Origin of the sequence: Streptomyces sp. NPDC001373 (assembly GCF_042895815.1) — a bacterium.
Classification (GTDB): Bacteria; Actinomycetota; Actinomycetes; order Streptomycetales; family Streptomycetaceae; genus Streptomyces.
The window spans coordinates 304,771-325,467 of sequence record NZ_JBIAWQ010000009.1 but is presented as its reverse complement, the minus strand read 5'-3'; the positions used below and the strand labels follow the sequence as shown (position 1 = coordinate 325,467).

Below are 20,697 nucleotides of genomic sequence, written 5' to 3'. Positions count from 1 at the left end.
GTCCTCGGACAACACCAGCTCGGCCATCGGCCGCCCCATCTTCGCCATGAAGACAGCCTACTAATTCAACGAATTCCCGGCGCAGGACACTAGGGCGGGTGCCGGACGAGCCGCCCACGGCGGGGGCCGGTGGGCGGCTCGTCCGGGGACCGCCGCGCGTCGCGCGGCCGGCCGGGCGGTCAGCCGCCCAGCTGGGAGACGCTCGGCACCTGGTCCGTCACCGGGGCACCCGCGCTCTTGCCGGCCTCCTTCACTCCGGTGATCACGTTCTCGAAGGAGCTGATGTCGGCATCGCCCGCGGCACCCTTGCGCAGCTTGGTGCCCAGGTTCCTGAGGGAGTCGATGCCCGCCGTCAGCGGGACCATGGCCTTCGACAGCAACGGGTCGCCCTGGGCGTTCTCGGCCGCCGCCTTCAGCCGGTTGTACGCGAACGCGCCCGCGAGACCCGCCTTGATCAGCGCGAACGTACGGCCCTTCGCGCCCTTCTTGAACTTGCCCGCCCGGTACGGCTTGATGATCCACTGGTACGTGGCCCCCGCCGCGAGCCCGGCGTTGGCGACGAAGCGCGTCTTGGCGAACTTCTGCCGCTCCGCCGACGTGCTCGGCTCCGGTGTCGCCGCGGCCAGCGCGTCGGCCTCGGCCGCCTCCGGCTCCGCCACCGCGAGGGCGGCCAGCTCCGCCGCCGTCGCGGCCGACGAGGCCTCCTCCCGCATGCCCCGGTCGCCACCGGCGCCGCACGCGGTCGCGCCGGCCAGCAGCGAGGTGGACAGGACCACGGCCGCCACGGCGCGGCGGAATCGGACGGTGCTGGGTACGCGCACGGCTGCCTCCGGGGCTGGGGTGTCCCCCGCAGCCTCACCCGGCCGCCACCGCCCCGCCACTCGGGTCACCCGTTCGGAGAGCACCAGGGGGCCGGGGAGGACTCCCGCGGCGGTACGGGTTTCAACCGTGCGGGAGCGGCAAGACGCCCGGCATGCACGGAGAGAGCATCGCGGGACGGCGGGCCGGCTGGTCGGCCGGCCGGATCGTGGCCCTGGCCGCCGACGCCGTGGCGCTCATCATCATCGTGTGGATCGCGATGGACCTGCTGGGCGCGAACCGCTCCAACGACGTCGTCCAGTGGTTCCACGACGCGGCGACCTGGCTGGCGGGCTGGTCGCTCGACATCTTCCACCTCAGCCGCCACTGGGCCCAGGTGATCGTCGGATACGGCATCGCCGCCGTCGTCTACCTGGTGGCGGGCCATGCCCTGGCCCGCCTCCTGAGCCGCGCCTGACCCCGCCCCCGGACGGGGCCCCTGCGCGCGGTCAGGTCCCTGCGCGCAGGACGATCCCTACGGGCAGCAGCCCGGGTCCATGCCCGGCGGGAGCCGCTCGCCGCCGAAGACCACCGTGGTCGCCTCGTCGCCGCCCAGCGCGGCCACGGCCAGCAGCAGCGAGCCCGCCGTCCAGGTCGTCTGCTCCACCGGCCACACGGCCCGGTCCTCGAAGACGTAACCCGTCCAGTACATGCCGTTCTCGGCGCGCAGGTGGCCGATCGAGCGCAGGATCTCCAGCGCCCGGTCCGACTCCCCCATCGCCCACAGGGTGAGCGCCAGCTCGCACGACTCCCCGCCCGTCACCCACGGATTCGGCAGCACGCACCGCACCCCCAGGTCCGGGACGACGAACTCGTCCCAGCGCTCCTCGACGCGCGCCTTCGCCTCCGCACCCGTCAGGGCGCCGCCCAGCACCGGGTAGTACCAGTCCATCGAGTAGCGGGACTTGTCCAGGAACCGCTCCGGGTGCCTGCGTATCGCGTGCGCCAGCGCACCCGCCGCCAGCTCCCAGTCGGGCTGCGGGTCACCGCGGTGGTCGGCGATGGCCAGGGCGCAGCGCAGCGCCTGGTGGATGGAGGAGGAGCCCGTCAGCAGGGCGTCGGTGACGGCCGTGCCGTCCGGCTCCCGCTTCCAGCCGATCTCGCCGCCGGGCTGCTGGAGGCCGAGGACGAACTCGACGGCCGCCACGACCGCCGGCCACATCCGGTCCAGGAAGGTGTCGTCCCCGGTCGCCAGGTAGTGGTGCCAGACGCCGACGGCGATGTACGCGACGAAGTTGGACTCGCGGCCCGCGTCCTGCGGTTCGGCGGTGTCCACCCCCTCGGGCCGGTCGGCGTAGGCCGCGTACCAGGAGCCGTCCGGGTTCTGGTGGCGGGCCAGCCAGACGTAGGCCCGCTCGGCTGCCTCGTGCTCGCCCGCCGCGTCCAGGGCCATCGCGGCCTCGGTGTGGTCCCACGGGTCGAGGTGGTGGCCCCGGAACCACGGTATGGCCCCGTCCGGACGCTGTACGGCGAGTATCCCGGCCACCGTCCGCGCCGCCTGTTCGGCGGTCAGCACGCCGTCCAGGACGAGGTGTTCGGGTACGGTGCGCCCCGGCGAGCTCACTGGGCCGCGCCGACCGGGAGGTGGGGCTTGGTCGCGTACGCCACGAAGCTCTTGCCGATGACCGGGTTCAGGGCCTGCTCGGCGAGGCGGGTGGCCAGCGGCTTCTTCATGATGTCCCAGACGAGGAGCTTGTGGTACGCCTTGACCGGCAGCGCCTTGTCGTTGTCCACGCCGAAGGCGCACTTGAGCCACCAGTACGGGGAGTGCAGGCCGTGCGCGTGGTGGGTGCCGTACGGCTTGAGGCCTGCGGCCTCCATCTTGCCGAGCAGCTCGTCCGCCTTGTAGATCCGGATGTGGCCGCCCTCGACCTCGTGGTAGGCGTCGGACAGCGCCCAGCAGATCTTCTCCGGGCCGTAGCGCGGGACGGTGACCGCGATGCGGCCGCCCGGCTTGAGCACGCGCACCATCTCGGCGAGGACGCCCTTGTCGTCGGGGATGTGCTCCATCACCTCGGAGATGATGACGACGTCGAAGGACTCGTCGGGGAAGGGCAGGGCCAGGGCGTCGCCCTCCATGGCGGTGGCGGTGGCGCCGGCCGGGGCCTCACCGGCCTCCTTCATGGCGGCGAACCACTTGGCGACCTCGCGGATCTCCTCGCCGTTGCGGTCGACGGCGACGACCTGGGCGCCGCGCCGGTAGCACTCGAAGGCGTGCCGGCCTGCGCCGCAGCCCAGATCGAGCACTCGGTCGCCGGCGGCGAGCGGGAACCGGGAGAAATCGACGGTCAGCACGGGGTCCTGCCTTCGCGGTCACGGGGGTGAAGGGTGGTGCGGATGGAGCGGATGAGATGAGTGTGTGACGTAGGTACGGTGCTCGGCGGGGCGCCGTTCACCGGATCCGGGCGGCGGCGGAGCGTGCGATCGCGGCCCGGTAGTGGGCCGCGGTGCCCTCGGCGGCTCTGGCCCAGGTGAACCGGGCCAGTACCCGCTCCCGCCCGGCCGCCCCGAGACGGGCGCGCAGGCCGGCGTCGCCCAGCATCCGGCCCAGGGCCGCGGCCAGCGCCCCCGCGTCGCCGGGCGGCACGGCCAGGCAGGTCTCCCCGTCGGGGCCGGCCACCTCGGGAATGGCCCCGCCGGTGGTGGCGACGAGGGGGGTGCCGGTGGCCATGGCCTCGGCCGCCGGGAGCGAGAAGCCCTCGTAGAGGGAGGGCACGCAGGCGACCTGGGCGCTGCGCACGAGGTCGACGAGCTCGGCGTCGGTGATGCCCTTGACGAAGCGCACCGCGTCCTGGAGGTCGTACTTCTCGATCGCGCGGGCGACCGGCCCGCTCTCGGCGCGCTTGCCGACGACGACGAGGTGCGCGTCGGGCTGCTCGGTGCGCAGCTTGGCGAGCGCCTCGACGAGGTGGACGAGGCCCTTGAGCGGGACGTCGGCGCTGGAGGTGGTCACGATGCGGCCGGGGACCTCGGCCACGGACGGGTCCGGCGACCACAGGTCGGTGTCGGCGCCGATGTGGACGACGTGGATGCGGTCGTCGCGGACGCCCAGGTGTTCGGCGATCTCCTGCCGGGAGGAGCCGGAGACCGTCAGCACGGAGGGCAGGCGGCGGGCGACGCGGCCCTGCATGCGCGTGAACGCGTACCAACGGCGCACGGAGGCGCGCTTCTTGCGGTCCTTGGCGGCGGCGAGGTCGAGCTTGCGGTCGACGGTGATGGGGTGGTGGACGGTCGTCACCAGCGGCGCCCCGAGGTCGCCGAGCAGCCCGTAGCCGAGGGTCTGGTTGTCGTGGATGACGTCGAACTCGCCGGCGCGGGCCAGAAGATGGCGCCGGGCGCGCAGCGAGAAGGTCAGCGGCTCCGGGAACCCGCCGGTCCACATGGTGGCGACCTCGAGGGCGTCGATCCAGTCCCGGTACTCGTCGCGCTTGGGCGTGCGGAACGGGTCGGGGCTGCGGTAGAGGTCCAGGCTCGGCAGCTCGGTGAGCGTGGCACCGGTGTCGAGCACCGGGTAGGGCTGCGCGCCGATGACCTCGACGGAGTGTCCGAGCTTCACGAGCTCGCGGGAGAGGTGCCGGACGTAGACGCCCTGGCCTCCGCAGAACGGGTTCCCCTTATAGGTGAGCAGTGCGATGCGCAACGGCCGTTCGCCGTCGGTGGCGGAACCCGCGAAAGGGCTCGTCACCATGGCCTCTGCGGTCACTCTCGGCCCCCTTCTCCCTGCGCTGTCGCCGGAGCGTAACCGCTCGGATAATGTAGAACAAGTTTCAGACTGGATCCGTCGAAGACCATTGAATCTACCGGCCGGAAACCTCACCGTAAGAGGTGGAGCAGGTGATTCGCGCCACGGCTCGGACGCCCGGCGCGAGGCCTGACATGCTGGCTTCCGGAGCCGTCACCGGTTCATCCCGAAGCAGCACCCGCAACGACACGGAACGCCAGGAACGGGACACATGACAGCGGAAGCGAAGGCCGTCACGAAACCGGCGACCACCACGACCGGCCCGGCGTCCCCTCCCCTGACGGAGCGCCAGGAGGCGCGCCGCCGCCGGATCCTGCACGCGAGCGCACAGCTGGCCAGCCGGGGCGGCTTCGACGCCGTGCAGATGCGGGAGGTCGCGGAGTCGTCGCAGGTCGCGCTGGGCACGTTGTACCGCTACTTCCCGTCCAAGGTGCACCTGCTCGTCGCGACCATGCAGGACCAGCTCCAGCACCTGCACACCACCCTGCGCAAGCGGCCCCCGGCGGGCGAGGAGCCGGCGGAACGGGTCGCGGAGACCCTGATGCGCGCGTTCCGGGCACTCCAGCGGGAGCCGCACCTGGCGGACGCCATGGTCCGCGCCCTGACGTTCGCGGACCGCAGCGTGAGCCCGGAGGTGGACACGGTCTCCCGGCTGACCACGGCCATCATCCTCGACGCGATGGGCCTGGACGCCCCGCCGACACCGGAACAGCTCTCGGCGGTCCGCGTCATCGAACACACCTGGCACTCGGCCTTGATCACCTGGCTCTCGGGCCGGGCGTCCATCGCGCAGGTGAAGATAGACATCGAGACGGTATGCCGCCTGATCGACCTGACGGCCCCCACTCCGGCCCCGGAAAAGTCCTGATCGGGTTGTCGGAGGGCGGCGGTCTGCCGCCGCCTCCGGGTCAGGCCGGGGTGGGGCGGAGGAGGAGGGTGGCGAAGCCCCAGGTGTCGCGGTAGGTGCGCAGCCATTCCGTGCGGCGGGCCGTGGCCCAGGCGAGGACCTCGGGGCTGTCCGGGTGGGTGGGGTGGTCCAGCGCCCAGGAGGCCAGGGTGCCCCAGTTCGCCCACTCGTAGTCGTCCAGCTCCCGGCGGGTGCTGACGTGGCCCTGGACGGGTGTCCAGCCGGCGGCGGTGACGCGGTCGATGGTGGTGGGGAGGTCGGCGAAGTCGCCCAGCACCCCCACCGCCTCCGGGGAGGGTTCGCGTTCCCAGATGCCGTCGCCGATCAGGACGCGGCCGCCGGGGGCCAGGTGGTCGCGGGCGGCTTCGAGGGTGGGGAGGAGGCCGCCGAGGGCATGCGTGGAGCCGATGCACATGACCAGGTCGAACCGGTGGGGGGAGGAGAACTCCTCGGCCTTCCGGCAGTGGAGGGCCAGACGGTCGTCGACGGTGAGGTGGACGGCCTTCCGGCGGGCTTCCGCCAGGTCGGACTCGGAGATGTCCACGCCCTCGGCACGGAGGTGCGGATGCGTCGTCAGGGCGCGCAGGAGCCATTCGCCGCCGCCGCAGCCGAGGTCGAGGACGCGTTCGTCGCCGCGCGGGAGGGCGTGGGCCAGGAGGCGGCTCACGGAGTCGTCGTTCAGGGGGGACTTGATGGGGTGGTGGGTATGGGCGATCTTGGACATCTGTTCGCGGTTCACCGGCGCAGCCTCGCAGGGGGAGGGCGTGCGCGCACTCCGTTTTCCCGGCGGTGTCGGTGGGGGCCGTTAGCCTCTGCGGGTGATCGATGAAGCCGAGGTCTGGGACCGTTTCGCCGCGCTGCTGCCCGACGCCGACGCCGACGAGGTGCGGACGTGCTGGGACGTCGGCGAGCAGGAGGCGGGCGTCGAGTACCTGGTGGACGCCCTCCTGCGGCACCGGGTGCGGATCGGTGAGGACGCCCGGGCGGAGCTGTCCGTGGTGGCGGAGGCGTGGGGGATGCGGCGGGCCGTCGCCGCGCGGCTCCTGGAGTGTCCCGGTGACGGGCTCCCGGCGGCCCTGGAACTGGTCGAGCGGCCGGACACCCTTCCTCTGGACGGCCCCGGGCTCATCGACCCGGCGCTGGCCGACTGCGTCCTGATCCCGTGGATCCGGTCCACGGGATCAGGACGGCTCCTGGTGCGGGCGTACGTCGAGGAGCCCTGGGGGGACCTCTCCTACCTGCCCGAGTACTACGGCGTCCTGGCCTCCGCGCAGGGGCCGTCCTCGGCCCTCTTCGAGTCCTTCGCCGCGCGCGCGGCGCTGGAGGAACTCCTCCGGCCGTCACACCCCTGAGGTCACCTCGGGCTTCAGCATGCCGCGCAGCGCGTCGCGGAACTCCTGGGTGTCCTCCTCGCCGTGCACGGCGACCGCGTGCTGGACGGCCGCGCCCATGACCTCGTCTTCCTCGCCGGTGATCGTCAGGGTGCACCCGATCTCGCTGGGGTACTCCCTGCAGTCCATGACCTTGCGCATGACGCACCTCCCAGTGGCGATGCCTACCGGTCACACCTCCTACGATCCTCCGGTCACCGCCAGGAGGGAAGCCGGGGTCAGTCCTCCGGCGGGAACACCGCCTCCCCCGTCGCCGCCAGGGTGATCAGGATGGCCTCCACCGGGCAGCCCTCCGCCGCGGTGAGGGTGGGTTCGTTGGCGTCCGTCTCCGGGGAGCGGGGGTGGGACTGGCGGGCCGAGTCCAGGGTGAAGGCGTCCGGGGCGTGGTTCACGCACATGCCCGAGCCGATGCAGACGCCCCGGTCCACCTCCACCTGCCAGCGGTCGCCCATCAGGAGCCCGCCGGCAGGTGGATCATCTTGTGCTCCAGGTACTCGCTGAGCCCCTCCGGGCCGAACTCGCGTCCCACGCCGCTGTTCTTGTAGCCGCCGAACGGGCCGAGCATGTCCAGGCTGAAGGTGTTGACGTTGAAGGTGCCGGTGCGGATGCGGCGGGCGAAGTCGAGGCCGTGGCCGGTGTCGGCGGTCCAGACGCTGCCGCTGAGGCCGAACTCGGAGTCGTTGGCGATGCGCACGGCCTCCGCCTCGTCCCCGTAGGGGATCAGGCAGACCACCGGGCCGAAGATCTCCTCGCGGGCGATGCGCATCGAGTTGTCGACGTCGCCGAAGAGGGTGGGTTCGACGTACCAGCCGCGTTCCAGGCCCGCCGGGCGGCCGCCGCCGGCGAGGATCTTGGCGCCCTCCTCCTGGCCGATGCGGATGTAGTCGAGGGAGCGCTGCTGCTGGCGCCGGGCGACGAGCGGGCCGAGCTGGGTCGCCGGGTCGAGGGGGTCGCCGACGACGAGGGCGCCGGCCGCCGCCGCGAGGGCCTCGGCCACCTCCCCGTAGCGGCTGCGCGGGGCCAGGATCCGGGTCTGGGCCACGCAGGCCTGGCCGTTGTTCATCCAGGCGGCGGGGACGATCCCGGCGACGGCGGACTCCAGGTCGGCGTCGGGCAGGATCACGGCTGCCGACTTGCCGCCGAGTTCGAGGGTGACGCGGGTCAGGTTGCGGGCGGCGACCTCCATCACCCGCTTGCCGGCCGCGACCGAGCCGGTGAAGGCGACCTTGTCGATGCCGGGGTGCCCGACCAGGTACTCGCTGACCTCGCGGTCGGCGGGCAGGACCGACAGCACGCCCTCGGGCAGCCCGGCCTCCCGGGCGATGTCGGCCAGGATGAAGGAGTCCAGCGGGGCTTCGGGCGAGGGCTTGAGGACGACCGAGGAGCCGGTGAGCAGGGCGGGGGCGAGCTTCGCGGCGGCTACGAACTGGGGGACGTTCCAGGGGATGACGGCGGCGACGACCCCGACCGGTTCGCGGCGTACGAGGATGGGGCCGAGGGCGCCCTGGCGGCGTTCCTCGTACGGGTGGTCGCGGGCGACGGTGATGGCGGCGTCGTAGACCATCATCGCGCCGAGGGCCTGGGCAAGGACGCTCCAGGAGTACGGGGAGCCGTTCTGGGAGCTGATGGAGCGGGCTATCTCCTCGTGCCGGACGGTGATGGCGTCCTTGATGCGGGAGACGACGGCGATGCGCTCGTCCAGGGTGAGCCGGGGCCAGGGGCCCTCGTCGAAGGCCTTGCGGGCGGCGGCGACGGCCCGGTCGACGTCGGCCGCGGAGGCGTGCGGGACGCTGCCGATGACCTGCTCGGTGTGGGGGGAGACGACCCGGATGGTGTCGGTGCCCAGCGGATCGGTCCATTCCCCGCCGATGAACAGTTGTCCGTGTTCCACGAGCTCGGTCATGTCCGGTGCCTCCAGGGGCTGCGCACGATCTCACCGATGTCGCAGAACTGATACCAGTTCCAGTTCCAGGAGTCCACGGTGCGGACCCGGGTGCCGGAAGATCCGACAGCTGGTCAGAACGGCCGCCACATGGTCGACTTGGGCTACCAATGGAACGTGTTCTCGTCGGAGCGGGACCGAGTCAGCCAGGGAGCCCCCATGTCAGAGGTCATGTCACCGGTCACCGACCACGGCGGGGGCGTCTGGGGCATCAAGGTCCCCATCCCCGACAACCCCCTCGGGCACACCCTCGTCCACGTCCTCGACACCGACGCCGGCCCGGTCCTCGTCGACACCGGCTGGGACGACCCCGGCTCCTGGGACGCCCTCGCCGCCGGGCTCGACGCGCTCGGCCTCGCCGCCGGCGACGTGCACGGCGTGGTCATCACCCACCACCACCCCGACCACCACGGCCTGTCCGGGAAGGTCCGGGAGGCCTCCGGGGCGTGGATCGCCATGCACGCCGCCGACACCGAGGTGGTGCTGCGGACGCGCTCGGCCGAGCCGGGCGTCTGGTTCGACTACATGAGCGGGAAACTGGCCGCCGCCGGAGCCCCCGAGGCCCACCTCGCCCCGCTGCGGGCGGCCCGGGAGAGCGGCCGGATGCGGACCCTGCCCGGGCTGCGGGCCGCCGTCCCCGACCGGGAGATCGTCCCCGGCGAGCTGCTGCCGCTGCCCGGGCGCCTGCTGCGGGCGATCTGGACCCCGGGGCACACCCCCGGCCACGTCTGCCTGCACCTGGAGGAGGCCCACCCCGCGCGGCTGCCCGGCAACGGCCGGCTCTTCTCCGGCGACCACCTGCTGCCCGGGATCTCCCCGCACATCGGCCTGTACGAGGCTCCGGAGGACACCCGGGTCACCGACCCGCTGGGCGACTACCTCGACTCCCTCGAACGCGTCGGCCGCCTGGAGCCCGCCGAGGTGCTCCCGGCGCACCAGCACGCCTTCACCGACGCCCCCGCCCGCGTACGAGAGCTCCTGGCGCACCACGAGGAGCGGCTGAGCGGGCTGCGGCGGCTGCTGCTGGCCGAGCCGCTGACCCCGTGGGCGCTGGCGGAGCGGATGGAGTGGAACCGGCCCTGGGAGCAGATCCCGTACGGCTCCCGGAACATCGCCGTCTCGGAAGCGGAAGCCCATCTGCGGCGGCTGGTGAAGCAGGGCCGAGCGGAGGCGGTGCCCGGCAGCAACCCGGTGGCGTACCGGGCGGTGTGAGCGGCGCAAGCCCGCCGTCCGGCCGGCCGGCCCGCCCGGGGCCGAGGGGGCCCGGTGCCCCGGAGCCCGCGGGGTACGGGCCGGTAGAGTGAGGCCGTCGTCCACACCTCCGTACGGGGGGAAGCCGGTGCGAATCCGGCGCTGACCCGCAACCGTGACCCGGCCCGCAGCACGCGGGGCGGGAAGCCGGAATGCCCCGTACCGGAAGTGCGCGGCTCGTGCCGCCGGGACCTCCGGCGGCCGGCACCGTCGAGGTAAACGGAGCCGGAGCCCGGTGCCCGCGCGTGCCCGTCTCCCGCCCCCCGCACGAGAGGCACCCGCCCCGCCATGAACGTCCGCCGCAGCGCAGCCGCGCTCGCCGCTTCCGCCGTGCTCTGCGTGGGCGCCGCCCCCGCAGCCCTCGCCGACACGCCGCCGCCCACCCCCTCCGCGCCGCCGGTCGTCCCGTCGGGCCTCTTCGGCAAGGCCGACCCCTCGTACGACGGGGTGTGGCGCCAGTCCCTCGCGCTGCTCGCCCAGCAGACGGTCGGCGAGAAGCCCGCTCCGCAGGCCGTCGACTGGCTGACCGGCCAGCAGTGCGCGAACGGCGGCTTCGCCTCGTTCCGCGCGGACGCGACGAAGGCCTGTGACGCGACGACCATGTACGACACGAACGCCACCGCCGTGGCCGTACAGGCGCTGAAGGCGCTCGGCGGCAAGGACGCGCAGGTCAAGAAGGCCACCGACTGGCTGAAGTCCGTCCAGAACGAGGACGGCGGCTGGGCCTTCGCCCCCGGCTCCCCCAGCGAGGGCAGCTCCACTTCGATCGTGATCAGCGCGCTCGCAGCGGCCGGCGAGAAGCCGGCCGAGGTGAAGTCGAAGGCCGGGAAGTCCGCCTACGACGGCCTGCTCGCCTTCCAGCTGGGCTGCTCCGCGGAGCCCGCCGGCGACCGGGGTGCCTTCGGGTACCAGCCGGCCGACGGCAAGCTCCCCGCCAACGCCGACGCCACGGCCGCCGCCGCCCTGGCGGGCCTGGGCCAGGGCATCCTCGTCGAGCCCGCCGCCACGGACACCCCCGCCGCCCCGCTGGCCTGCCCGGCCGGCGCCGGCGACCCGGCGGGCGCCGCCCAGGCCGCCGCCGGCTATCTGGCGGAGGCTCTCAAGAAGGACGGCCACCTGACCGCCGTCACCCCGGGCGCCGACCAGCCGACCCCCGACATCGGCAACACCGCCGACGCCGTGATCGCCCTGGCCGCGGCCGGCCACCGGCAGGCCGCCTCCGGCGCGCTGGAGTGGCTGAAGAACAACTCGGCGTCCTGGTCCAACCGCAACCCGGCCGCCCTGGCCACCCTGGTCCTCACCGCCCACGCCACGGGCACCGACCCGAAGGCCTTCGGCGGCGTCGACCTGGTGGCGGCGCTGAACGCGACCGGCCCGGCCCCGCAGCAGCCGGACGCCGAGGCGCAGAAGGTGGAGAACAAGAAGGACAAGACCGGCTCGGGCGGCCAGAGCCTCTGGTGGATCATCGGCGCGGGCGCCGCGGCCGGCATGGGCATCGGCATCCTGCTGAGCGGCCGCCGCAAGAAGAACGAGCTGTGAGCCGCCGCCGTTCTCGGGTCCCGGTCGGCCTGCTGGCCGCCCTGGGCCTGCTGCTGACCCTGTTCGCGGCCTCCCCCGCCCTGGCGGCGGGCTACCGCTACTGGTCGTTCTGGCAGGGTGCCGGCGGGACCTGGGGGTATGCGACGGAGGGCCCCTCGACGGCCCGGCCCGCGGACGGCGCCACGCTCGGCTTCCGCTTCTCGGTGAGCAAGGACGCCGCCGCCGAGGCCGCCCGGCCCCGCACCGCAGCCGACTTCGAGGCCGTCTGCGGCGGGACCCCCGCCGCAGAGGGCAGGAAACGGGTGGCCCTGGTCGTCGACTTCGGGGTGCCCGGGGACGCGCCCGCCGGCGACGCCCCGCCGCAGGACGCGCCGCGCACGGCCTGCGCCCAGGTGGCCCCGGACGCCACGGCGGCGGAGGCCCTGGCGTCGGTGGCGAAGCCGCTGCGCTACAACGGCGCGGCGCTGCTGTGCGCGATCTCCGGCCATCCGAAGTCGGGCTGCGGCGAGCCGATCGCCGACGCAGAGCCGAAGGCGTCCGCACCGGCGCCCTCCGCCTCCTCCGCCCCCGCGCACTCCTCGGGCGGGGGCTCCGGCCCCTCGGCCGGGCTGGTCGCGGGCGCGGCGGCGGTCGCCGCCCTGGGCGCGGCGGCCGTCTGGCAGTCCCGCCGCCGCCGGCGATGACGGACACCGCGCAGACGGGAGCACCCGGCGGGGCCCCGCGCGGGACCCGCGCCCCCCGCACCCCCCACGGTCCGCAGGCCGCGGCCGTACCGCCGCCCCGGTCCGGTTCCGGCGGGGCCCGTCGGGGGCCGCGCGGGGCGACGTACACGAAGGAACGGCCCTGGCGGGCTCCCGAGGCCCGCCGGAGCAACGCCCTGCACGCGGGTGCCTGGTGGCTGTGGGCCCTCGGGCTGGCCGCCGCCGCCTCCCGGACGACCAATCCGCTGCTGCTCGGGCTGGTCGTCGGCGTCGCCGGATACGTGGTCGCGGCCCGCCGCACCGAGGCGCCCTGGGCGCGCTCGTACGCTGCCTTCGTCAGGCTCGGACTGTTCGTCGTCGGACTGCGGCTGCTGTTCTCCGTGCTGCTGGGCTCCCCGCTGCCCGGCACGCACATCCTGTTCACCCTGCCGGAGGTACCGCTGCCGGCGTGGGCGCAGGGCATCCGCTTCGGCGGCCGGGTCACCGCCGAGCAGCTGGTCTTCGCGTTCTACGACGGGGCGAAGCTGGCGACCCTGCTGATCTGCGTCGGCGCGGCGAACGCCCTCGCCAGTCCGGCACGGCTGCTGAAGTCGCTGCCCGCCGCCCTGTACGAGGCGGGCGTGGCAGTGGTCGTCGCCATGACCTTCGCGCCGAACATGGTCGCGGACGTGGCCCGGCTGCGGACCGCGCGCCGGCTGCGCGGCCGTCCCACGGGCGGGGTGCGGGCCGTCCTCCAGATCGGGCTGCCGGTGCTGGAGGGCGCGCTGGAGCGCTCGGTGGCCGTCGCCGCGTCGATGGACGCGCGCGGGTACGGGCGCACGGCGCAGGTTCCCCGGGCCGTCCGGCACACCACCAACGCCCTCACGCTGGGCGGGCTGCTCGGCATGTGCGCGGGCACCTACGGGCTCCTCGCGGCGGAGGGCGCCGCGTTCGGGCTGCCGCTGCTCGGCATCGGCCTGGCCCTGGCCATCGCGGGGCTGCGGCTGGGCGGGCGGCGCAGCGTCCGCACCCGTTACCGGCCCGACCGGTGGGGGGTGCGCGCCTGGCTGGTCGCCGGATCGGGGGCGGCGGTGGCGGCCCTCCTCGTCCACGCCGGGTCGGTGGACCCCGAGGCGCTGCGGCCGGGCGTGGTCCCGCTGGTGGCGCCGGGCCTGCCGCTGTGGCCCGCCGCGGCGGTCCTGATCGGCCTGCTCCCGGCCTTCGTGGCCCCCGTACCCTCCCCCTCTTCCAAGGAGCCGTCCCGTTGATCCGCTTCGACCAGGTCTCGGTGACGTACGAGGGCGCCGCGCACCCGTCCCTCCGCGATGCGGACTTCACCCTCCCGGAGGGAGAGCTGACCCTGCTCGTGGGCCCGTCGGGGGTCGGCAAGTCGACCCTGCTGGGGGCCGTGTCCGGGCTGGTCCCGCATTTCACGGGCGGCACGCTGCGGGGCCGGGTGACGGTCGCCGGGCGCGACACCCGGACGCACCGGCCGCGCGAGCTCGCGGACGTGGTGGGAACGGTCGGACAGGATCCGTCGGCCCACTTCGTGACGGACGTGGTCGAGGACGAGCTGGCCTACGGGATGGAGTCGCTGGGCCTGCCGCCCGCGGTGATGCGCCGCCGGGTGGAGGAGACCCTCGACCTGCTGGGCCTGAACGAGCTGCGCGACCGCCCGATCGCGACCCTGTCCGGCGGCCAGCAGCAGCGGGTGGCGATCGGCTCGGTCCTGACGACGCACCCGAAGGTGCTGGTCCTGGACGAGCCCACCTCCGCGCTGGACCCGGCGGCGGCGGAGGAGGTCCTGGCCGTGCTCCAGCGGCTGGTCCACGACCTGGGCACGACGGTTCTGATGGCCGAGCACCGCCTGGAGCGGGTCGTCCAGTACGCCGACCGCGTCCTCCTCCTCCCGGCCCCCGGCGAGCCCCCCGTCCTGGGCACGCCGTCCGAGATCATGGCCGTCTCCCCGGTCCACCCCCCGGTGGTCTCCCTGGGCCGCCTGGCGGGCTGGACCCCCCTCCCCCTCTCCATCCGCGACGCCCGCCGCACCGCGGCCCCGCTCCGCGCCCGACTGTCCGGCCAAGCCCCGGCACATACCGCCCCGCCGGCGCCTGAGCCCCTGCCAGCCCCGCCGGCGTTTGAGGCGCGGGGGTCCGGGGGCGGAGCCCCCGAATCGGGGTCCGGGGCAGCGCCTCAGCCCCTTCCAGCCCCGCCGGCGCCTGAGGCGCGGGGATCCGGGGCGGCGCCCCGGGGAACGGTGGAAGGGCGGGGCGGGGAGCAGCTCCGCGCAGCGGCACCCGCACCAGCCCCCCGCCCCGGCCTGCTGGCCCGCCTCACCCGCCGCAAGCCGGCCGACACGACGCCCACCACCCCCACGCCCACCGGCACCCCCGCAACCACCAGCACCGCCACCGCCACCGCCACCGCCACCCACCTCGGCATCCGCCGCGCCCGCGCCGAGGTCCTCCACGACATCGACCTCACCGTCGCCCCCGGCGAGACCATCGCCCTCATGGGCCGCAACGGCGCCGGCAAGTCCACCCTCCTCGCCGCGCTCACCGGCACCCTCGCCCCGACCACCGGCCAGGTGACGGTCGGCGGCCTCGCGCCCCACCGCACACCGCCCGCGGAGATGGTCCGCCGGGTCGGCCTGGTCCCGCAGGAACCCCGCGACCTCCTCTACGCCGACACCGTCGCCGCCGAGTGCGCGGCGGCCGACGCCGACGCCGCAGCCGCGCCCGGGACCTGCCGCGCCCTGGTCAGCGCCCTGCTGCCCGACGTGCCGGACGGCACCCACCCCCGGGACCTGTCCGAGGGCCAGCGCCTCACGCTCGCCCTCGCCCTGGTCCTGACCGGCCGCCCCGCCCTGCTCCTCCTCGACGAGCCCACCCGCGGCCTGGACTACGCCGCCAAGGCCCGCCTCGTCGAGATCCTGCGGGCCCTGGCCGCCGACGGCCACGCCATCGTCCTCGCCACCCACGACGTGGAGCTCGCCGCCGAGCTGGCCCACCGCGTCGTCATCCTGGCGGGCGGCGAGATCGTCGCGGACGGGCCGACGGCCGAGGTCGTGGTGTCCTCCCCGGCCTTCGCCCCGCAGGTGGCCAAGATCCTGGCCCCGGACCACTGGCTCACGGTCCCCCAGGTGGCCGCCGCCCTGAACTCCACGGAGACCGCGACGGCGACGGCGACCGCGACCGCGGAGGAGACCACTCCATGAGCACCCGCCCCGTCCGCATCGGCCCCCGCGCCGCCGCGGCCCTGGTCCTCGTCACCCTGATCGGCATCGCCGCCTTCGGCTGGCCCCTGCTCGCGGACGCCCAGTCGGGCCTGGCCCACTCCCAGGACGCCCCCTGGCTCTTCGCCGCGCTGCTCCCCCTCCTCGTGGCCGTCGTCGTCGCGACCATCGCCGACAACGGGATGGACGCCAAGGCGGTGGCGATGCTCGGCGTGCTCGCCGCCGTCGGGGCCGCGCTGCGCCCGCTGGGCGCGGGCACGGCCGGCCTGGAGCCCATGTTCTTCCTGATGGTGCTCAGCGGCCGCGTCCTCGGCCCCGGCTTCGGCTTCGTCCTCGGCGCCGTCACGATGTTCGCGTCCGCCCTGCTCACGGGCGGGGTGGGGCCGTGGATGCCGTTCCAGATGCTGGCCCTGGGCTGGTTCTCGCTGGGCGCCGGGCTGCTGCCCGGGGCGGTGGGGGTCAGGGGGCGGGCGGAGCTGGCGATGCTCGCGGCGTACGGGTTCCTGGGCTCGTTGGCGTACGGGACGGTCATGAACCTCCAGGGCTGGGTCCTGCTCCAGGGCATGGGCCAGGGGGTGTCCTTCCATCCGGGCGACCCGGTGCCGGAGAACCTCGCCCGCTTCCTCGCCTACTGCCTGGCGACCTCGCTGGGCTGGGACCTCGGGCGGGCCGCGCTGACGGTCGTCCTGACCCTCACGCTCGGCAGCACCCTGCTGCGGGCGCTGCGGCGGGCGACCCGGAAAGCCGCGTTCGACGCACCCGTTTCCTTCGTTCAGGCGGGCGGAAGTGGCCCGGGTCACGCACCCGAGAGGCTCCGGGCGGACACGGAAGGTGAGATCCGGCCCCCCTGCCGGTGAGGCGGCCCACAGGACCCACGTCACATCCGGCCCCGCCTAGTACCCCCCGCGCCCGCCCCTCGCACCGGTCCCGACCTGCACCGGCCCGCGCCGCCGCGGGTGATCGGCGCGGCGTGGCCTCCGAGGCCGGCTAGTAGGAGGGGGGCGTTGCCAGCCGGCCGGCGGCCTGGCTAACTGGTGTTGTCGCCGAGGCGGCCGGGGCCCACAGCCCCCCGCCGGGACGATCCCCTCTCCTTTGCGTGAGTGGTTCACGCATGCTCCGGCATGCGCCGCGACCGCCCTTGCCCCCTTCGGAAGGTTCCTCCGTGTCCAACGCCGTCATCCGCCGCATCGCCGCTTCGAAGAAGACCCTCGCCGGTACCGTCCTCGCCCTGGGTGTCGCGGGCTCGATGCTCGCCACCGTTCCCGCGCAGGCCGCCCCGACGAGCGCCAAGGCGATCGCGCAGCAGATGATCAAGGACCCGGCGCAGTTCGCGGCCTTCGACAAGATCGTCACCCACGAGAGCGGCTGGGACTACACCGCGACCAACTCCGCCTCCGGCGCCTACGGCCTGGTCCAGGCCCTGCCGGCGTCGAAGATGTCGACCGCGGGCTCGGACTGGAAGACCAACCCGGCCACCCAGATCAAGTGGGGCCTGGACTACATGAACGAGCGCTACGGCAGCCCGGTCGGCGCCTGGAACTTCTGGCAGGCCAACCACTGGTACTAAGCCACCAGGCCCACACGAAGAGCCGCTCCCCCGGAGACCCCGGGCGAGCGGCTCTTCGCGTCGCGCTCAACCCCCGTCACGCCCGGCGGCCGTCCCAGCGCATCAGGTTCTGGAACAGCTCGCCCTGCTCGATCGCGTCGTCGAGGGCGTTGTGCGTGTGGGGGCGGTCCGACAGCAGATGCCCCGGCATCGACCGCTTCGTGGACTCACCGATCCGCACGTCGGCCTTGGCGGCGTACAGCGACTTGAGGTCCAGGCAGCGCGAATGCCCGAAGGGCGAGCCCCCGTCCGCGAACCGCATGAAGTACCAGTAGATCCACATCCAGTCGTAACCGAGCGGGTACGCGACGAACACCGGTGTGGCACCCAACTCCTCGGCCACGGCCGCGATCCAGCCGGCCGCGGCGTTCATGGCCTCGCGGGGCTCCCGCCCTTCCCGCACCAACAGCTCCCGGTCCAACCCGCCGACGGCCAGCGCCTCCGGTTCGTAGGCGTCACTGATCGGCTTCAGCTCGGCGTAGAAGGTCCGCTCGGCGGGATCGAGGACCCGGAACCCGTCCCCGTCCCGGACCCCGGCGACGGCCATCCCGAAACTCGACATGGAAAACGGCCCGGGCACCGCCCCGTCGGCCTCGACGTCGACGGACACGTAGAACTCTGCTCTTCCTGCCATGCCCCTCACCCTTTCAGAGCCGCCCTCGGACAGTCCGCGTCACCCCCGGTGGGCAGAGGGCATACGAGGGCCCCGGTGGCCGGCCTCCCCAGGTCCGGCCGCCGGGGCCTTCGCATCCCATCCCACGGGTTCGGTTCGCGCCCCCGGGGCGCGGTGCGCTCAGAGGCGCTGGATGATCGTGCCGGTCGCCAGGGCGCCTCCGGCGCACATGGTGATCAGGGCGAACTCCTTGTCGCGCCGCTCCAGCTCGTGCAGCGCGGTGGTGATCAGCCGGACGCCGGTGGCGCCGACGGGGTGGCCGAGGGCGATGGCGCCGCCGTTGACGTTGACCTTCTCCAGGTCCTGGCCGAAGACCTGGGCCCAGCTGAGGACGACGGACGCGAAGGCCTCGTTGATCTCGACGAGGTCGATGTCCTTGAGGGACATCCCGGCCTTGCCCAGCACGGCCCGCGTCGCGTCGATGGGTCCGTCCAGGTGGTAGTGCGGGTCGGCGCCGACCAGGGCCTGGGCGACGATGCGGGCGCGCGGCTTGAGCTTGAGCGCGCGGGCCATCTTGCGGGAGGCCCACATCACGGCGGCGGCGCCGTCGGATATCTGTGAGGAGTTCCCGGCGGTGTGCACGGCCGTCGGCATGACCGGCTTGAGCCGGGCCAGGGCCTCCATGCTGGTGTCGCGCAGGCCCTCGTCCCGGTCCACCAGCCGCCACATGCCCTGGCCGGCGGCCTGTTCCTCCTCCGTCGTCGGGACCTGGACGGCGAAGGTCTCGCGCTTGAAGCGCTCCTCGGCCCAGGCGGTGGCGGCCCGCTCCTGCGAGAGGACGCCGAGGCGGTCGACGTCCTCGCGGGTCAGGCCGCGGTGGCGGGCGATCCGCTCGGCCGCCTCGAACTGGTTGGGGAGGTCGACGTTCCACTCGTCCGGGAAGGGCTTGCCGGGGCCGTGCTTGGAGCCGGAGCCGAGCGGGACGCGGCTCATGGCCTCGACGCCGCAGGCGATGCCGATGTCGACGACCCCGCCGGAGACCATGTTGGCGACCATGTGGTTGGCCTGCTGGGAGCTGCCGCACTGGCAGTCGACGGTGGTGGCGGCGGTCTCGTACGGGAGCCCCATGGCGAGCCAGGCGTTGCGGGCGGGGTTCATGGACTGCTCGCCGGCGTGGGTGACGGTGCCGCCGACGATCTGCTCGACGCAGTCCGGCTGGATTCCGGTACGGGCGAGGAGCTCGCGGTAGGTCTCGCCGAGCAGGTAGGCGGGATGGAGGTTGGCCAGGGAGCCCCCGCGTTTCCCGATGGGCGTGCGTACGGCTTCGACGATGACGGGTTCCGCGGCCATGAGCTCGTCCTCTCCTGCACACTCTGCACAGCGCCGGCACGGCAGGCCGTCCCGGCGGCCGCCACGCTCGAACTAGTACGCGTTCTAGTTCTCCACCGCAGTCTTATGACCCGGACCCCCGCCACGCAAGGGTCTTGCACGTGCCCTCCACGGATTCCACACGCAACCGCCGGTGCGGGAGCCCTTGTCACTTCTGGAACTCGTTACTACCTTCAAGCCAACATCTGATGGGCCGTCAGACCTTCGTCAGACTTTGGAGTCGCCCGATGTCCTGTCCCGCGCTGCCCGAGGGCTTCGACGCCACCGACCCCGACCTCCTCCTGGAACGGGTGCCGCTGCCGGAGTTCGCGCGGCTCCGGCAGACCGCTCCCGTGTGGTGGTGCGCGCAGCCGCGCGGCATCACCGGGTTCGACGACGAGGGCTACTGGGCCGTGACCCGGCACGCGGACGTCAAGTACGTCTCGACGCACCCCGAGTTGTTCTCCTCCACCACCAACACGGCGATCATCCGCTTCAACGAGCACATCCAGCGCGAGCAGATCGAGGCCCAGCGGCTCATCATGCTGAACATGGACCCGCCGGAGCACACCCGCGTCCGGCAGATCGTGCAGCGCGGGTTCACCCCGCGCGCCATCCGCGGCCTGGAGCAGGCCCTGCGCGACCGGGCGCGAAAGATCGTCGAGGAGGCGCGGGCGGCGGCCGGCGACGGCGGCTTCGACTTCGTGACCCGGGTGGCCTGCGAACTCCCCCTCCAGGCCATCGCCGAGCTGATCGGCGTGCCCCAGCGGGACCGGGCCAGGATCTTCGACTGGTCGAACAGGATGGTCGCGTACGACGACCCGGAGTACGCCATCACCGAGGAGGTCGGCGCCAACGCGGCCGTGGAGCTCATCGGGTACGCGATGAACCTGGCCGCCGAGCGCAAGGAGTGCCCGGCCCAGGACATCGTCACGCAGCTGGTGGCGGCGGAGGGCGAGGGCAACCTGCGCTCCGACGAGTTCGGCTTCTTCGTCCTGCTGCTGGCGGTCGCGGGCAACGAGACCACCCGCAACGCCATCAGCCACGGTATGCACGCCTTCCTCACCCATCCCGAGCAGTGGGAGCTGTACAAGGCGACCCGGCCGTCGACGGCGGCGGAGGAGATCGTGCGCTGGGCCACGCCCGTGGTCTCCTTCCAGCGCACCGCCACCCGGGACACCGAGCTGGGCGGGCAGAAGATCAAGGCCGGCGACCGGGTGGGGATGTTCTACTCCTCGGCCAACCACGACCCCGAGGTGTTCGAGGACCCGGAGGTCTTCGACATCACCCGCGACCCCAACCCGCACCTCGGCTTCGGCGGCGGAGGCCCGCACTTCTGCCTCGGCAAGTCCCTGGCCGTCATGGAGATCGACCTGATCTTCAACGCCCTGGCCGACACCCTGCCCGACCTGCGGCCCGCCCCCGGGTCCGCCGGGCCGCGGCGGCTGCGGGCGGCCTGGCTCAACGGCATCAAGGAGCTACGGGTCAGCGCCGGTTGACCCGTGACCCGGGACGGCAGGGGCCGTCATCACCACGCCCCGGCCCCTGCCGCCCGAGGGAACGGA

General features: G+C 73.7%; 21 protein-coding genes and 1 riboswitch. Of the genes, 11 read left to right on the top strand and 10 right to left on the bottom strand.

Going from position 1 to position 20,697, the window contains the following annotated elements; genetic code table 11:
* Positions 1-179: 179 nt before the first annotated feature.
* Positions 180-755 (bottom strand): hypothetical protein, encoded by a 576-nt coding sequence (locus ACFY15_RS22300; protein WP_390685949.1) that lies wholly within the window; start codon positions 753-755, stop codon positions 180-182.
* A 218-nt stretch (positions 756-973) separates the two neighbouring features.
* Between ACFY15_RS22300 and ACFY15_RS22295 the strand changes: the two genes are divergently transcribed.
* Positions 974-1,276, top strand: a complete 303-nt coding sequence (locus ACFY15_RS22295) for a hypothetical protein (protein ID WP_390825980.1) — start codon at positions 974-976, stop codon at positions 1,274-1,276.
* 57 nt (positions 1,277-1,333) lie between these two features.
* Here ACFY15_RS22295 and ACFY15_RS22290 read toward each other — a convergent pair whose 3' ends face one another.
* The 3 genes from ACFY15_RS22290 to ACFY15_RS22280 all read right to left on the bottom strand — a co-directional run bounded on the left by ACFY15_RS22290 (position 1,334) and on the right by ACFY15_RS22280 (position 4,561).
* Positions 1,334-2,422 (bottom strand): prenyltransferase, encoded by a 1,089-nt coding sequence (locus ACFY15_RS22290; RefSeq protein ID WP_390685540.1) that lies wholly within the window; start codon positions 2,420-2,422, stop codon positions 1,334-1,336.
* Complete coding sequence (locus ACFY15_RS22285) at positions 2,419-3,153, bottom strand: class I SAM-dependent methyltransferase (RefSeq protein WP_390685539.1); 735 nt, start codon at positions 3,151-3,153, stop codon at positions 2,419-2,421. The genes ACFY15_RS22290 and ACFY15_RS22285 overlap by 4 nt, the downstream gene beginning before the upstream one ends.
* A gap of 97 nt (positions 3,154-3,250) precedes the next feature.
* Positions 3,251-4,561 carry a glycosyltransferase family 4 protein gene (locus tag ACFY15_RS22280; RefSeq protein ID WP_390685538.1) on the bottom strand — a complete coding sequence of 437 codons (1,311 nt, stop codon included), beginning with the start codon at positions 4,559-4,561 and terminating at the stop codon, positions 3,251-3,253.
* Between the two features lie 250 nt (positions 4,562-4,811).
* Here ACFY15_RS22280 and ACFY15_RS22275 point away from each other — a divergent pair, with 250 nt between their 5' ends.
* Positions 4,812-5,468, top strand: a complete 657-nt coding sequence (locus ACFY15_RS22275) for a TetR family transcriptional regulator (RefSeq protein WP_390685537.1) — start codon at positions 4,812-4,814, stop codon at positions 5,466-5,468.
* Positions 5,469-5,508: 40 nt separating this feature from the next.
* On the opposite strand, the gene ACFY15_RS22270 is transcribed toward ACFY15_RS22275, so the two are convergent.
* A complete protein-coding gene (locus ACFY15_RS22270; protein WP_390685536.1) occupies positions 5,509-6,246 on the bottom strand; it encodes an SAM-dependent methyltransferase in 738 nt (245 codons plus the stop codon).
* 79 nt (positions 6,247-6,325) lie between these two features.
* Here ACFY15_RS22270 and ACFY15_RS22265 point away from each other — a divergent pair, with 79 nt between their 5' ends.
* A complete protein-coding gene (locus ACFY15_RS22265; protein ID WP_390685535.1) occupies positions 6,326-6,859 on the top strand; it encodes a hypothetical protein in 534 nt (177 codons plus the stop codon).
* On the opposite strand, the gene ACFY15_RS22260 is transcribed toward ACFY15_RS22265, so the two are convergent.
* The 3 genes from ACFY15_RS22260 to ACFY15_RS22250 all read right to left on the bottom strand — a co-directional run bounded on the left by ACFY15_RS22260 (position 6,848) and on the right by ACFY15_RS22250 (position 8,801).
* Positions 6,848-7,039, bottom strand: a complete 192-nt coding sequence (locus tag ACFY15_RS22260) for a DUF1059 domain-containing protein (RefSeq protein WP_366456541.1) — start codon at positions 7,037-7,039, stop codon at positions 6,848-6,850. The genes ACFY15_RS22265 and ACFY15_RS22260 overlap by 12 nt on opposite strands.
* A 77-nt stretch (positions 7,040-7,116) precedes the next feature.
* Positions 7,117-7,350 (bottom strand): ferredoxin, encoded by a 234-nt coding sequence (locus ACFY15_RS22255; protein WP_390685534.1) that lies wholly within the window; start codon positions 7,348-7,350, stop codon positions 7,117-7,119.
* On the bottom strand, positions 7,350-8,801 hold the full coding sequence (locus ACFY15_RS22250; protein ID WP_390685533.1) for an aldehyde dehydrogenase: 1,452 nt from the start codon (positions 8,799-8,801) through the stop codon (positions 7,350-7,352). Before ACFY15_RS22250 ends, ACFY15_RS22255 begins: the two co-directional genes overlap by 1 nt.
* A gap of 210 nt (positions 8,802-9,011) precedes the next feature.
* Here ACFY15_RS22250 and ACFY15_RS22245 point away from each other — a divergent pair, with 210 nt between their 5' ends.
* The 7 genes from ACFY15_RS22245 to ACFY15_RS22215 all read left to right on the top strand — a co-directional run bounded on the left by ACFY15_RS22245 (position 9,012) and on the right by ACFY15_RS22215 (position 17,112).
* The gene (locus tag ACFY15_RS22245) at positions 9,012-10,052 is read left to right on the top strand and encodes an MBL fold metallo-hydrolase (protein ID WP_390685948.1); all 1,041 of its coding nucleotides are present in this window, start codon (positions 9,012-9,014) and stop codon (positions 10,050-10,052) included.
* Between the two features lie 117 nt (positions 10,053-10,169).
* A riboswitch (cobalamin riboswitch) is annotated at positions 10,170-10,249 on the top strand.
* A gap of 130 nt (positions 10,250-10,379) precedes the next feature.
* Positions 10,380-11,630, top strand: a complete 1,251-nt coding sequence (locus ACFY15_RS22240; RefSeq protein ID WP_390685532.1) for a prenyltransferase/squalene oxidase repeat-containing protein — start codon at positions 10,380-10,382, stop codon at positions 11,628-11,630.
* Positions 11,627-12,313 (top strand): SCO2322 family protein, encoded by a 687-nt coding sequence (locus tag ACFY15_RS22235; RefSeq protein WP_390685531.1) that lies wholly within the window; start codon positions 11,627-11,629, stop codon positions 12,311-12,313. Before ACFY15_RS22240 ends, ACFY15_RS22235 begins: the two co-directional genes overlap by 4 nt.
* The gene (locus ACFY15_RS22230) at positions 12,286-13,578 is read left to right on the top strand and encodes an energy-coupling factor transporter transmembrane protein EcfT (protein WP_390685947.1); all 1,293 of its coding nucleotides are present in this window, start codon (positions 12,286-12,288) and stop codon (positions 13,576-13,578) included. Before ACFY15_RS22235 ends, ACFY15_RS22230 begins: the two co-directional genes overlap by 28 nt.
* Positions 13,575-15,527 (top strand): ABC transporter ATP-binding protein, encoded by a 1,953-nt coding sequence (locus tag ACFY15_RS22225; RefSeq protein ID WP_390825979.1) that lies wholly within the window; start codon positions 13,575-13,577, stop codon positions 15,525-15,527. Before ACFY15_RS22230 ends, ACFY15_RS22225 begins: the two co-directional genes overlap by 4 nt.
* The gene (locus ACFY15_RS22220; protein WP_390685529.1) at positions 15,524-16,402 is read left to right on the top strand and encodes an ECF transporter S component; all 879 of its coding nucleotides are present in this window, start codon (positions 15,524-15,526) and stop codon (positions 16,400-16,402) included. The genes ACFY15_RS22225 and ACFY15_RS22220 overlap by 4 nt, the downstream gene beginning before the upstream one ends.
* A gap of 305 nt (positions 16,403-16,707) precedes the next feature.
* Positions 16,708-17,112, top strand: coding sequence for a transglycosylase SLT domain-containing protein (locus ACFY15_RS22215; RefSeq protein WP_390825978.1), 405 nt, complete (start codon positions 16,708-16,710; stop codon positions 17,110-17,112).
* Between the two features lie 76 nt (positions 17,113-17,188).
* Here the strand turns inward: ACFY15_RS22215 and ACFY15_RS22210 are convergent, their stop codons facing one another.
* Positions 17,189-17,785 carry an exonuclease gene (locus tag ACFY15_RS22210; protein ID WP_390689162.1) on the bottom strand — a complete coding sequence of 199 codons (597 nt, stop codon included), beginning with the start codon at positions 17,783-17,785 and terminating at the stop codon, positions 17,189-17,191.
* Between the two features lie 159 nt (positions 17,786-17,944).
* Positions 17,945-19,114, bottom strand: coding sequence for a steroid 3-ketoacyl-CoA thiolase (locus ACFY15_RS22205; RefSeq protein ID WP_390825977.1), 1,170 nt, complete (start codon positions 19,112-19,114; stop codon positions 17,945-17,947).
* A 266-nt stretch (positions 19,115-19,380) separates the two neighbouring features.
* Between ACFY15_RS22205 and ACFY15_RS22200 the strand changes: the two genes are divergently transcribed.
* Positions 19,381-20,631, top strand: a complete 1,251-nt coding sequence (locus ACFY15_RS22200; RefSeq protein WP_390689160.1) for a cytochrome P450 — start codon at positions 19,381-19,383, stop codon at positions 20,629-20,631.
* The last annotated feature ends 66 nt before the right edge of the window (positions 20,632-20,697 follow it).

What these genes read in the sequence shown, in the direction of transcription:
- ACFY15_RS22295 (WP_390825980.1), top strand. Translation starts at nt 974, where the DNA reads ATGCACGGAGAGAGCATCGCGGGACGGCGGGCCGGCTGGTCGGCCGGC.
- ACFY15_RS22275 (WP_390685537.1), top strand. Translation starts at nt 4,812, where the DNA reads ATGACAGCGGAAGCGAAGGCCGTCACGAAACCGGCGACCACCACGACC.
- ACFY15_RS22260 (WP_366456541.1), bottom strand. Translation starts at nt 7,039, where the DNA reads ATGCGCAAGGTCATGGACTGCAGGGAGTACCCCAGCGAGATCGGGTGC.
- ACFY15_RS22255 (WP_390685534.1), bottom strand. Translation starts at nt 7,350, where the DNA reads ATGGGCGACCGCTGGCAGGTGGAGGTGGACCGGGGCGTCTGCATCGGC.
- ACFY15_RS22250 (WP_390685533.1), bottom strand. Translation starts at nt 8,801, where the DNA reads ATGACCGAGCTCGTGGAACACGGACAACTGTTCATCGGCGGGGAATGG.
- ACFY15_RS22245 (WP_390685948.1), top strand. Translation starts at nt 9,012, where the DNA reads ATGTCACCGGTCACCGACCACGGCGGGGGCGTCTGGGGCATCAAGGTC.
- ACFY15_RS22240 (WP_390685532.1), top strand. Translation starts at nt 10,380, where the DNA reads ATGAACGTCCGCCGCAGCGCAGCCGCGCTCGCCGCTTCCGCCGTGCTC.
- ACFY15_RS22220 (WP_390685529.1), top strand. Translation starts at nt 15,524, where the DNA reads ATGAGCACCCGCCCCGTCCGCATCGGCCCCCGCGCCGCCGCGGCCCTG.
- ACFY15_RS22210 (WP_390689162.1), bottom strand. Translation starts at nt 17,785, where the DNA reads ATGGCAGGAAGAGCAGAGTTCTACGTGTCCGTCGACGTCGAGGCCGAC.
- ACFY15_RS22205 (WP_390825977.1), bottom strand. Translation starts at nt 19,114, where the DNA reads ATGGCCGCGGAACCCGTCATCGTCGAAGCCGTACGCACGCCCATCGGG.
- ACFY15_RS22200 (WP_390689160.1), top strand. Translation starts at nt 19,381, where the DNA reads ATGTCCTGTCCCGCGCTGCCCGAGGGCTTCGACGCCACCGACCCCGAC.